General features: G+C 69.8%; 8 protein-coding genes. 2 read left to right on the top strand and 6 right to left on the bottom strand.

Translation table 11 applies throughout. The features are described 5' to 3' along the window. Window positions 1-17: 17 nt before the first annotated feature. The 3 genes from AB0N07_RS04350 to AB0N07_RS04340 form a co-directional block, all read right to left on the bottom strand. The gene (locus AB0N07_RS04350) at window positions 18-356 is read right to left on the bottom strand and encodes a P-II family nitrogen regulator (RefSeq protein WP_003997576.1); all 339 of its coding nucleotides are present in this window, start codon (window positions 354-356) and stop codon (window positions 18-20) included. Beyond that, window positions 353-1,690 (bottom strand): ammonium transporter, encoded by a 1,338-nt coding sequence (locus AB0N07_RS04345; protein ID WP_365831924.1) that lies wholly within the window; start codon window positions 1,688-1,690, stop codon window positions 353-355. Before AB0N07_RS04345 ends, AB0N07_RS04350 begins: the two co-directional genes overlap by 4 nt. 316 nt (window positions 1,691-2,006) lie before the next feature. After that, window positions 2,007-3,491, bottom strand: coding sequence for a hypothetical protein (locus AB0N07_RS04340; protein ID WP_365831922.1), 1,485 nt, complete (start codon window positions 3,489-3,491; stop codon window positions 2,007-2,009). Window positions 3,492-3,935: 444 nt separating this feature from the next. Here AB0N07_RS04340 and AB0N07_RS04335 point away from each other — a divergent pair, with 444 nt between their 5' ends. Further along, window positions 3,936-4,592, top strand: coding sequence for a bifunctional DNA primase/polymerase (locus AB0N07_RS04335; protein WP_365831920.1), 657 nt, complete (start codon window positions 3,936-3,938; stop codon window positions 4,590-4,592). 103 nt (window positions 4,593-4,695) lie between these two features. On the opposite strand, the gene ftsY is transcribed toward AB0N07_RS04335, so the two are convergent. Further along, window positions 4,696-5,898 carry a signal recognition particle-docking protein FtsY gene (gene ftsY, locus AB0N07_RS04330; protein WP_365831918.1) on the bottom strand — a complete coding sequence of 401 codons (1,203 nt, stop codon included), beginning with the start codon at window positions 5,896-5,898 and terminating at the stop codon, window positions 4,696-4,698. Between the two features lie 106 nt (window positions 5,899-6,004). Here ftsY and AB0N07_RS04325 point away from each other — a divergent pair, with 106 nt between their 5' ends. Beyond that, window positions 6,005-6,976: an LLM class flavin-dependent oxidoreductase gene (locus AB0N07_RS04325; protein ID WP_365831916.1), complete on the top strand. Its 972-nt coding sequence runs from the start codon at window positions 6,005-6,007 to the stop codon at window positions 6,974-6,976. An 86-nt stretch (window positions 6,977-7,062) separates the two neighbouring features. On the opposite strand, the gene AB0N07_RS04320 is transcribed toward AB0N07_RS04325, so the two are convergent. Then, window positions 7,063-8,481 (bottom strand): sugar porter family MFS transporter, encoded by a 1,419-nt coding sequence (locus AB0N07_RS04320; RefSeq protein WP_365831914.1) that lies wholly within the window; start codon window positions 8,479-8,481, stop codon window positions 7,063-7,065. 203 nt (window positions 8,482-8,684) lie between these two features. Continuing rightward, window positions 8,685-12,305, bottom strand: a complete 3,621-nt coding sequence (smc, locus tag AB0N07_RS04315) for a chromosome segregation protein SMC (protein WP_365831912.1) — start codon at window positions 12,303-12,305, stop codon at window positions 8,685-8,687. Between the last annotated feature and the right edge of the window lie 108 nt (window positions 12,306-12,413).

Genomic DNA, 12,413 nt, shown 5'->3' with positions numbered 1-12,413 from the left:
CTGTCGTTCTTCTTCTCTTAGAGCGCGTCCGGACCGCGCTCGCCGGTCCGGACCCGTACGGCCGTCTCGACCGGGAGGGACCAGACCTTGCCGTCACCGATCTTGCCGGTGCGGGCCGCCTTGACGATGACGTCGATCAGCTGCTCGGCGTCGTCGTCCTCGGCCAGTACCTCGATACGGATCTTGGGAACCAGGTCGACCGTGTACTCGGCACCGCGGTAGACCTCGGTGTGGCCCCGCTGACGACCGTAACCGCTCGCCTCGGTGACCGTCAGACCGTGGACGCCGAAGGCCTGCAGGGCCTCCTTGATCTCGTCGAGCCGGTGGGGCTTCACGACGGCGGTGATGAGCTTCATGCGTCCACCTTCTTGCTCTCCGTGGCGGCCAGGACCGAAGCGGCGGATCCGGCGATGCCGCCACCCGCGCCGCTGAAGTCGTATGCGGTCTCGGCGTGCTCGGCCTGGTCGATACCGGAGATCTCCTCGTCCTCGGTGACCCGCATCCCGATGGTCTTGTCGAGGAGGAAGGCGAGGACCGCGGAGGCGATCAGGGAGTAGGCGAGGACCGCGCCGACACCGGCGCACTGCTTCCACAGCTGGGTGAAGGAGTGGTCGCCGTAGAAGACGCCCGTCGCGGTGGACTGACCCTTGCCGGTGGCGAAGAAGCCGATGAGCAGGGAGCCGATGATGCCGCCGACCATGTGGACGCCGACGACGTCGAGGGAGTCGTCGTAGCCGAACTTGTACTTCAGGCCCACGGCCGCGGCGCAGGCGGCACCGGCGATGGCGCCGACGGCGATCGCGCCGAGCGGGGAGACCGCACCACCGGACGGGGTGATCGCGACCAGACCGGCGACCGCGCCTGAGGCGGCGCCCAGGGTCGTGAACGCACCGTGGCGGATCTTCTCGTAGGCGAGCCAGGCCAGCATGGCGGCGGCGGTGGCGACCTGCGTGTTGACGAACATCAGCGCGCCGACGCCGTCGTCGTTGCCGAGCCAGGAGCCGGCGTTGAAGCCGAACCAGCCGAACCACAGCAGACCGGCGCCGAGCATGACCAGCGGGAGGCTGTGCGGGCGCATCGGGTCCTTCTTGAAGCCGACACGCTTGCCGATGACGAGGATGACGCCGAGAGCGCCCGCACCGGCGTTGATGTGGACCGCGGTACCACCGGCGAAGTCGATCACACCGAGCTTGAACGCCCAGCCGTCGGCGCCCCACACCCAGTGGGCGACCGGGACGTAGACGATCGTGAGCCACAGGGCGACGAACAGCGCCCAGGCCGAGAACTTGACGCGGTCCGCGAGGGCGCCGCTTATCAGGGCCGGAGTGATGATGGCGAACATCATCTGGAAGACCATGAAGACGAAGATCGGGATGGTGTAGCCGGGCCACAGCTCCGTCAGACCGATCTTGTGGAGACCGAACCAGTCGGTGTCCCAGCCGATGAGGCTGTTGTTCGTACCGAAGGCGAGGGAGAAGCCGTAGAGCACCCACAGAATCGTGACGATGCCGATGCTGATGAAGCTCATCATCAGCATGTTGAGAGTGCTCTTGACGCGGACCATGCCTCCGTAGAAGAAGGCGAGGCCCGGCGTCATGATCAGCACCAGGGCGGAAGCAATGAGCATGAAGCCTGTGTTCGCGGAGGACAGCTTGGGTGCCTCCGCGGCAAGCGTGATGGCTGGTGCCATCGGCGTCTCCTCGTCGTTGGTACGGCCCCGTGCGGGCGAAGCCTGAAGCGGTCATGAGGGGTGGGCCGGTTATGCGCCATGAGATTGACGCAGCGCGGTTTCGTTGGAAGCCCCTCGTTGTTTCGCCGCCGTGACGAAGGCACCCTGCGTGTTACGCCTCGATGAACTGGCGGATGTCGGCTGCGTTCATCGTTATCGTGGCGCAACCTTCACCGAAGGAAAAAAACCGGCCACGGGCGGCCTTCCGATGACCTGGCATGGGGGGAGCCGAGTCGGGCAGTTCGGGAGGGCCGGCCGGGGCCGGGACCAAGGGTTTTCAGACCGCCTCGGCGGTCTCCGGTAGTTCGACAGCAAGCTTCTCGGTGAGGTCCACGACCTCGGCAAGATCCCCGAAATCGCGGACGGCCGTGTCGACAGTCTTTCGAATACGAGTGTTCACGCGCTCGGAGCGGACTTTCTTGGCGATGTGCATGGCCTGCTCGGCCAGCACCGCGCTGCGCTCGGGCTCACGCTGCAACAGGTGCACCGTGGCCATGCCGATCAGGTTCAGTGCATACGAGCGCTGGTGCTCGGTGTCCCGGGAGAACAGCTCGACGGCCTGCCGCATCACGGGCTCGGCCAGGGACGCGTACGTGGGGCTGCGGCCCGCGACATAGGCGAGATCGCGGTAGGAGTGGGAGTTCTCGCCGTGCAGCTCGGCCTCGGAGAAGAAGCGGATCCAGTCGGGGTCCGGCTCGTCCCACTCGTCCGCGTCCGCGAAGGTGTCCTCGGCCATCCGGACCGCCCGCTTGCACTTGCCGGGCTGCCCCATGTTGGCGTAGGCGCGGGCCTCCATCGCATACAGCATCGACTGGGTGCGGGGGCTCGCGCAGTCCCGGCTGCCGTACTGCGCGAGGTGGATCAGTTCCAGCGCGTCGTCCGGTCGGCCGAGGTGGATCATCTGGCGGCTCATGCTGGAGAGGATGTACGAGCCGAGCGGCTTGTCGCCCGCCTCCTTGGCGGCGTGCAGGGCGAGGACGAAGTACTTCTGGGCGGTCGGCTGGAGCCCGACGTCGTACGACATCCAGCCGGCCAGCTCCGCCAGCTCCCCGGCGACCTTGAACAGCTTCCTGGTGGTGGCCTCGGGCTGGGGCTCCTGGAGAAGGTCCGTCACCTCGTGCAGCTGGCCGACGACCGCCTTGCGGCGCAGGCCGCCGCCGCACTGGGCGTCCCACTGGCGGAACATCACCGTCGTGGACTCCAGGAGGTCCAGCTCGGGCTTGGAGAGCCTGCCGGGCCGGCGGGACGCGACCGGCGGTTCCGGCTCCGACCGCGGGGCCTGGGGCGAGGGCACCAGCCAGCGCTGCATGGGCTCGACGAGGGACGGGCCCGCGGACAGGGCCAGCGAGGTCCCGAGGAAGCCGCGCCGCGCCAGCATCAGGTCGCTGCGCGAGAACTCGCTGAGCAAAGCCACCGTCTGCGGGCCCGTCCACGGCAGGTCGACGCCGGACACGGAGGGTGACTGACGGGCCGCGCGCAGGCCGATGTCCTCGACGGAGACCACACAGCCGAAGCGCTCGGAGAACAGCTCGGACAGGATCCTGGGGATCGGCTCGCGGGGGTTCTCGCCGTCCAGCCAGCGGCGCACCCGGGAGGTGTCCGTGGAGATGTGGTTGGCGCCCAACTGGCGTGCTCTGCGGTTGACTTGACGGGCGAGTTCGCCCTTCGACCAGCCGCTGCGCACGAACCAGGACGTGAGCAGCTCGTTGGGGCGCTTGTCCGTGCTGGTCGCGGTCGTCCCGCTTCCGCCGTTGCCGCTCACTGGAACGCCCCCATCCCTGAGACCACTTGTCGCCGAGTGCGCCAAGCCCTATCAGAATGCCGGTAAATACAGCCGCCCGTCCTCCGGTTCCACCCTTCGAACGGGATACCTACTTGCCTCCGGCATACCCACGAGTGCATGTGCCCCCAGGACTCGTGCACTTACAGTAATCCTACGATCACTCGTCCAGCCATGGCGATCCCGGAAACGCCACCATTCGCCACCCCTTCGAATGAACTCAGTGTCGCCTCGGCGCGATTCACTTGACATAGACCAACCCGGAGTAGGCGGAGCGAAGCACTCAGGGGCGTGCGCCGCCGAGTTCACCACCCGGGGCACTTCGAGCGCCGCCCGGACCACGCGGGGCCGACTCATCCCGGAACACAGGGTCACGTTCCGCATCCGCGTCGTAACCACCGACGCGTCGGACCCGTTGGAGGGGGCATGGGCTTCACGATCGGCGGTATCCGGGAGATCCGCTCCGGCTCGCGTCGGCGCGGCCGCTCCTCGGAGTGCACCGCCGTGGCCGAGTTCACCGGGCTCTGGGGCTGGGACGTGGTCCCGGGGGCCCGGGCCGCGGGAGGCGACTGTTCCTGCGGCCGGGCGGACTGCAGCGCACCGGGGGCGCATCCCCTGGAGTTCGCGCCCCAGGTCCAGGCCGGCGCCACGCTCGACGAAGTGACCAAGGCGTGGGGAGAGTTCCCCGGAGCGTCGGTCATGCTCGCGGTCGGCCGGGCGTTCGACGTCATCGAAGTGGCCGAGCCCGCAGGCCACCGCGCCCTGGTCCGCCTGGAGCGCATGGGCCTCCCGGTCGGCCCGGTCACCGCGACCCCCGAGGGCCGCGCCCAGTTCTTCGTCGCCCCCGGAGCCGCCGCCGAACTCCCCGAGCTGCTCTACCGCATGGGCTGGGACGACCCGACCTCGCTCGACCTGCGCGGCCTGGGCCCCGGCTCCTACATCACGGCCCCGCCTTCCGACCGGGGCGGCCTGGGCCCGGTGCGCTGGCTGCGGCGGCCCGCCCTGGACTCGGCCACGAAACCGCCGGCGGCACGGCTGCTGCTGGGGACGCTGGCTTATGCGGCGCATCGGTCGCGGGCGTAGGCCCCGGAGCGCCCCCAGACGTACAGAGCGAAGCGCCCGCTTCCCAACTGCACCTTGGGAAACGGGCGCTTCTTTGAGCACATGCCAATGTTGGTAGGTGGGGTCACTCCCCGATAAGGGCGTCAACGAACGCCTCCGGCTCGAACGGCGCCAGATCGTCGGCGCCCTCGCCGAGACCCACCAGCTTGACCGGCACGCCCAGCTCTCGCTGGACCGCGATCACGATGCCGCCCTTCGCCGTACCGTCGAGCTTGGTGAGCACGATGCCGGTGACGTCGACGACCTCGGCGAACACTCGGGCCTGCACCAGGCCGTTCTGCCCGGTCGTCGCGTCGAGGACGAGCAGGATCTCGTCCAGCGGGGCGTGCTTCTCGACGACGCGCTTGACCTTGCCGAGCTCGTCCATGAGCCCGGTCTTGGTGTGCAGGCGCCCGGCGGTGTCGATGAGGACGACGTCGGAGCCCAGCTGCTTGCCCTCCTTCACCGCGTCGAAGGCGACGGAGGCGGGGTCGCCGCCCTCCGGCCCGCGCACGGTATGGGCGCCGACCCGCTCGCCCCAGGTCTGCAACTGGTCCGCGGCGGCGGCACGGAAGGTGTCGGCGGCGCCGAGGACGACACTGCGGCCGTCGGCGACCAGGACGCGGGCGAGCTTGCCGGTGGTGGTGGTCTTGCCGGTGCCGTTGACACCGACGACCATGACGATGCCGGGCTTGCTGGTCTCGGGCTCGGTCTTGACCGTACGGTCGAAGTCGGTGCCGACCAGCTTGAGGAGCTCCTCGCGCAGCAGGCCGCGCAGCTCGGCGGGGGTGCGGGTGCCGAGCACCTGCACCCGCGCGCGCAGGCCCTCGACCAGCTCCTGGGTGGGGGCCACGCCGACATCGGCGGTGAGCAGCGTGTCCTCGATCTCCTCCCAGGTCTCGTCGTCGAGGTGCTCGCGCGACAGGAGCGCGAGCAGCCCCTTGCCGAGCGCGTTCTGGGAGCGGGAGAGGCGGGCGCGCAGCCGGACCAGCCGTCCGGCCGTCGGCTCGGGGACCTCGATCTCGGGGATTTCGAGGACGGGCGGCTCCTCGACGGCGACCGGTGCCGAGCCGTCCGGAAGATCCACCTCCTCTATCGTCCGGCGCGGTTCGTCGCGGGGGGTCTCGGCCTCGTCGCCGACGTGCGGCTCGGCCGGTGGGGCGGTGATGTCGGGCGCGGCGGGCGGCGGCGGGGGCAGCGACTTCTTCCGTCGGCTGCCGATGACGAGCCCGCCGAGCGCGCCGAGCACGACCACGGCGATGACTACAGCAAGGATGACGGTTTCCATAACCCGTCCAGTATCAGTCATGGAGTCCTGCGACACCGCTCTGGATGTCTGACACACCGTCAGCTAACGTGCCCCCGCACCAGCCGCCCGGTGAAGGGGGACCCCCATGCCCGTCTCCGTCGTACGTTTCAACCTCGTCGAACCCGGTGCCACCCCCGCCTCGCTCGCCGCCCGCTACCGGGCCGCCCTGGAGATGGCCGCGTACGCCGACGAGCACGGGATCACCACCGTCCAGACGGAGGAGCACCACGGTGTCGACAACAACTGGCTGCCGTCGCCGTTCGCCTTCGCGGGCGCGGTCTTCGGTGCCACCCGGCGCATCGCGGTCACCGTCTCGGCGGTGATCGGCCCGCTGCACGACCCGCTGCGGCTGGCCGAGGACATCGCCGTACTGGATCTGCTGAGCGGCGGCCGGCTGGTGACCGTCGCCGGGATCGGGTACCGGCCCGAGGAGTACGCCCAGTTCGACGTGGACTGGAAGCGGCGCGGCAGGCTGCAGGACGAGCTGCTGGAGACGGTGCTCAAGGCCTGGACCGGGGAGGAGTTCGAGTACCGGGGCCGTACGGTACGGGTCACCCCGCGCCCCTTCACCGAGCCGCACCCCCTGCTGCTGGTCGGCGGCTCGTCCAGGGCTGCCGCCCGCCGCGCGGCGCGCCTCGGTCTCCCCTTCTTCCCCAGCGCGCATCTGCCGGAGCTGGAGGCGTACTACAAGGAGCGGCTCGTCGAGTACGGCACCGAGGGCTGGACCATGATGCCCGCCGCCGAGACCCCGCTGCTGCACCTCGCCGAGGATCCCGACCGGGCGTGGGCCGAGTACGGCGAGCACTTCCTGCACGAGGCGCGGACCTACGCCTCCTGGCAGTCCGGCGACATCCGCTCGGCGGTGAGGTCGGCGGCCACGAGCGTGGACGAACTGCGCGCGGAGGGTGTCTACCGGATCCTGACGCCGGACCGGTGCGTGGAACAGGGGCTGGACAGCCTCGTGCTGCATCCGCTGGCCGGCGGGATGCCGGTGGACGAGGGGTGGCGGAGTCTGCGGCTGCTGTGCGAAGACGTACTGCCCCGGCTCGGTGGATGAGCCGGGGCAGTACGTCCTACGGGTGTCGAGGAGCGGGCAGCGGGGACTTGGCCCGGCTCCTCGAGTTCAGGGGCCTGTCAGGAGGCTCAGCCCATCTCCTCCAGCGCCTTGCCCTTCGTCTCCTTCACGAACTTCAGGACGAACGGGACGGAGAGCGCCGCGAAGACCGTGTAGATCACATAGGTCGCGGAGAGGTTCCAGTCGGACAGCGACGGGAAGCTCGCCGTGATGGCCCAGTTGGCGATCCACTGCGCGGAGGCGGCGACACCCAGGGCGGCGGCGCGGATCTTGTTCGGGAACATCTCGCCGAGCATGACCCAGACGACCACACCCCAGGACAGGGCGAAGAAGAGCACGAAGATGTGCGCGGCGATCAGGGCGGTCCAGCCCTGCGCGGCCGGCAGCTTGCCGTCGACCAGGTGGTACGAGAAGGCCCAGGCCTCCAGCGCGAGACCGACGACCATGCCGATCGAGCCGATCAGGGCCAGCGGCCTACGGCCGATCCGGTCCACGAAGATCATGGCGATCACGGTGCCGACGATGTTGATGATCGACGTCGTGAAGGAGTAGAAGAACGAGTCCGTCGGGTCGACGCCCACCGACTGCCACAGGGTCGAGGAGTAGTAGAACGCGACGTTGATGCCGACGAACTGCTGGAAGACCGAGAGGCCGATACCGATCCAGACGACCGGCTTGAAGAAGAAGCCACCGCCGAGCAGGTCCTTGAAGGCGGACTTGTGCTCGCTCTTCATCGCGTGCTCGATCTCGTTCACGCGGGCGTCCAGGTTGCCGTGCTCACCCTCGACCTCGGCGAGGATCTCACGGGCGCGCTCACGCCTGCCGACGGAGATGAGGAAGCGGGGCGACTCGGGGATGGCGAAGGAGAGCAGGCCGTAGAGGACGGCCGGGATCACCATGACGCCGAGCATGACCTGCCAGGCCTCCAGGCCCATCAGCTTGCCGCGCTGGTCGCCGTCGGCGGCGTTCAGCAGACCCCAGTTGACCAGCTGCGAGATCGCGATGCCGATGACGATCGCGGCCTGCTGGAAGGAGCCGAGACGGCCGCGGTACGCGGGCGGGGCGACCTCGGCGATATAGGCGGGGCCGATCACGGAGGCCATGCCGATGGCGAAGCCTCCGACGACGCGCCAGAGGGCGAAGTCCCACAGCGCGAAGGGCAGCGCCGAGCCGACGGCGCTGACGGTGAACAGCACGGCGGCGATCTGCATGACCCGGATGCGGCCGATCCGGTCGGCGATGCGGCCGGCGGTCGCGGCGCCGATGGCGCAGCCGATCAGGGCGATCGCGATGACCTGGGCCAGGGCCGCGGAGCCGATGCCGTAGCGGTCCCGGATCGCCTCGACGGCGCCGTTGATCACGGAGCTGTCGTAGCCGAACAGGAAACCGCCCATCGCGGCCGCCGCCGCGATGAAGGTGACCCGCCCCAGGTGCTCGGGACGAGCCGTTCTGGCTCCTGACTTCTGTGCCTGCACTGTGCTGGTCACGTTCAACTCCTCGGGCCACCGGCAGCGCTGCCGGGTGGGGGACCCTTCCCGGTAGGTAATACCTGAAGGTAAAAACAACGTTGCCGAGACTATGCCTTCAAGTTTCGAAGTCAAGGGGTCACGCCTGTGACTTTTTAGTGCACTCGTGACGGGAATGTGTTCAAGTCTTGAAGAGATTGCTCAGCCGCTGCCGCTGACTGAGGTCAGCGCAGCCGCTGGCTGATGACCTTCGACACACCGTCGCCCTGCATGGACACGCCGTACAGCGCGTCGGCGACCTCCATGGTCCGCTTCTGGTGGGTGATCACGATCAGCTGCGAGGCTTCCTGCAGCTCCTGCATGATGCGGATCAGCCGCTGCAGGTTGGTGTCGTCGAGCGCGGCCTCGACCTCGTCCATGACGTAGAACGGGCTCGGCCGGGCCTTGAAGATGGACACCAGCAGCGCGACGGCCGTGAGCGACCGCTCACCGCCGGAGAGCAGCGAGAGCCGCTTGACCTTCTTGCCCGGCGGCCGGGCCTCGACGTCGACACCCGTGGTGAGCATGTTGTCGGGGTCGGTCAGGATCAGCCGCCCCTCACCGCCCGGGAACAGCCGGCTGAAGACACCCTCGAACTCACGGGCCGTGTCCCGGTAGGCCTCGGTGAAGACCTGCTCGACCCGTTCGTCGACCTCCTTGACGACCTGGAGCAGGTCGGCGCGGGTCTTCTTCAGGTCTTCCAGCTGCTCGCTGAGGAACTTGTGGCGTTCCTCCAGCGCGGCGAACTCCTCCAGGGCGAGCGGATTGACCTTGCCGAGCTGCTGGTAGGCCCGCTCGGCGGCCTTGAGCCGCTTCTCCTGCTCGGCGCGGTGGAAGGTCCTGGGCTGGTTGCGCGGGTGCTCGGGATCCTCCGGCAGCTCCTCGCCCTCGGCTGGCGGGGAGGGCGGTACGAGCTGGTGGGGCCCGTACTCGGACACGAGCCCGGCCGGCTCCACGCCCAGCTCCTCCAGCGCCTTGGTCTCCAGCTGTTCGATCCGCATGCGCTTCTCGGCACCGAGCACCTCGCCGCGGTGCACGGAGTCGGTCAGCTTGTCCAGCTCGCCCTTGAGGTCGCGGCCAGTGTTACGTGCGGCGGCCAGCTCCTGTTCGCGCCGTGCCTTGGCGGCGTCGGCCGCGGTGCGTTCCTCCTCGGCGCGGGCGAGGGAGACCTCGACGTGCGCGAGCAGCTGGCGTGCACCGGAGGCGACGGCTTCCGCGACGGCCGCCTCGTGCCTGAGGCGCGCCCGGCGCTGCTCGGCACGCGCGCGTGCGTCACGCTCCGCTCGGGCGGCGCGGTCGAGGGAGTCGGCGCGGCCGGCGAGTCCTTTGACGCGCTCTTCGTGCGTACGGACCTGGAGCCGGGCCTCCATCTCGGTCTGGCGGGCGTTGGCGCCGTCGGCGGCGAGACGGTCCCGTACCGAGGTGTCCGGCTCCTCCTCGACGGGCATCTCCTCGGCGACCGCGAGGCGTTCGGCGAGGACCTCGACCTCTTCGAGAGCCTTGTCCAGCGCGTCCTGCGCCCGCGCGGCAGCGGCGACGGTGCGCTCCGCTTCGCCCGCCGCGCCGCGTGCCTGTCCGGCGAGCCGTCCGAGCTGCTGGGCCACGGCCGACTTCTCCCGGTCGGCGGCGCGGCGCCGCTCCCCCAGCTCCTCGACCGCCGCGGCACACTCCTTGCGCCGCTCCCCCGCCGCGTGCTGTGCCGCGGTGAGTTCCTCGCAGCGCACGGCGAGCTCCTCCAGCTCGGCGGCGGCCTCGTCGACGGACGCCTGCACCTCCAGCAGGCTGGGTGCGCCGGCGGAACCGCCGTGCGCGAAGTGCGCCCCCAGCAGGTCGCCTTCTGCCGTTACGGCGGTGAGGTCCGGTCGTCTGTAGACGAGTTCTTCCGCGTCTTCGAGCGTGCCGACGACGACCACTCCGTGGAGGAGGCGGCGGACGGCGGGCATGAGGTCGGAGGGGGCACGGACAAGGTCAGCGGCGGAGAGTGCCTCATGAGGTCGTTGGGCGTCTGCGGGTTCGTCGTGGCTGGTCGCGCCCCGCGGCGGAGCCGCATATTGATACTGCGCCGCGTCCCTTTGGGGCGCTTCCGGCGCCCCCGCCAGCAGAAGTGACGCTCTGCCGCCGTCCTGTTTGCGCAGCAAGCGGATGGCTTCTGCCGCGGCCGACGGGGAGGTGACCGCGAGGGCATCCGCCGCGGCTCCGAAAGCGGCCGCCAAGGGGACTTCGTAGCCAGGAGTGATCGTCAGCAGCTCGGCCGCCGGACCGAGCAGCCCGGAGAGGCGCTCTTTCGCGCCCAGGAGCGCACCGGTGCCGTCCTTGCGCCGCAACCCCATCGCCAGGGCTTCATGCCGTGCCTGGGTCGCCGCTCGTTTCCGCTCCGCCGCGGTGGCCGCATCGCGGGCGGCGGTCAGGGCTGCCTCCGCCTGCGCCAGCTGCTGTTTCGCCGCCGTGTGCTGCTCGCCCAGTTCCGCGTCGCCCGCGTCGAGGCCGTCGACCTCGGCCTTGAGCGCCTCGTACTCCTCCTGGGCCGCAACGGCCCGCTCCTGTGCCTCGTCCCGGGCCGCGGCCAGGCGGTCGATCTCCGCCTGGGCGGAGGCGGCGCGCGAACGGGCCGCGCCCACCTGGCCGTTCAGCCGGGCGAGGCCCTCGCGGCGATCGGCGATGGCACGGGCGACGTCCTTCAGGCGCCGTTCTTCCTGCGTGAGTTCACGCTCCAGCTCGGCCCGGTGCGCGACCGTGTCCTCCAGAGCCCGCTCGGCCGCCTCCAGGGCCGCCTCGAGCTCGGCCTCCTGCTCACGGATACGGGCGGCCTCACGCTCCATGTCCTCGGGGTCGCGGCCGCGCCGCTCCTCCGGCGGCGCCGACGTCGCGCTCTTCACCCGTGCGTCGGCCAGCGAGATCGTGCCGCGCACCCGCTCGGCCAGCTGCGACAGCTCGTACCAGGTCTGCTGGGCCCGCTGGAGCCGGGGAGCGAGCTGCCGTACCTCGTCCTCCAGGAGCGCCTCGCGCTGCAGTGCCTTCTTCAGCTCCTGCTCGGCGGCTTCCTTGCGCTCCTTGAGCGCGGCCTCGTCCGCGACCTCGGCCTTCAGCGCCTCCCGCAGCCGTACGAGATCGTCGGCCAACAGCCTCAGGCGCGCATCCCGCAGATCCGCCTGGATCACGGCCGCCCGTCGGGCCACCGCCGCCTGCCGGCCCAGGGGCTTGAGCTGTCTGCGCAGTTCGTCCGTCAGGTCCTGCACGCGCGCGAGGTTGGCCTGCATCGCGTCGAGCTTGCGGAGGGCCTTCTCCTTGCGCTTGCGGTGCTTCAGCACGCCCGCGGCCTCTTCGATGAAGGCCCTGCGGCCCATCGGATCCGCGTGCAGGACCGAGTCCAGCTGGCCCTGGCCGACGATGACGTGCATCTCGCGGCCGATGCCGGAGTCGGAGAGGAGGTCCTGGATGTCGAGGAGACGGCAGGTGTCACCGTTGATCTGGTACTCGCTGCCGCCGTTGCGGAACATGATCCGCGTGATGGTGACCTCGGCGTACTCGATGGGCAGGGCCCCGTCGGAGTTGTCGATGGTGAGGGACACCTCGGCGCGGCCGAGCGGCGGGCGGCCGGTGGTGCCGGCGAAGATGACGTCCTCCATCTTGCCGCCGCGCAGCGACTTGGCACCCTGCTCGCCCATCACCCAGCTCAACGCGTCCACGACGTTGGACTTGCCCGAGCCGTTCGGTCCCACGACACACGTGATGCCCGGCTCGAACCGGAGCGTGGTCGCCGAGGCGAACGACTTGAACCCGCGGAGGGTCAGGGCCTTGAGGTGCACGCCGCTGGACTCTACCTTCCGCCGGTATCCCACACGATGAAGCCCGGCAACCCCGCGGTTTCACCCTTGAACGTGCAGGGCACACCAAACGTTAAAGAGAGTGAAAGG

Origin of the sequence: Streptomyces sp. NPDC051172 (assembly GCF_040682555.1) — a bacterium.
Taxonomy (GTDB): Bacteria; Actinomycetota; Actinomycetes; order Streptomycetales; family Streptomycetaceae; genus Streptomyces.
Note: the sequence above shows the minus strand (reverse complement) of the source record. Positions and strands in the feature narration are given on the sequence as shown.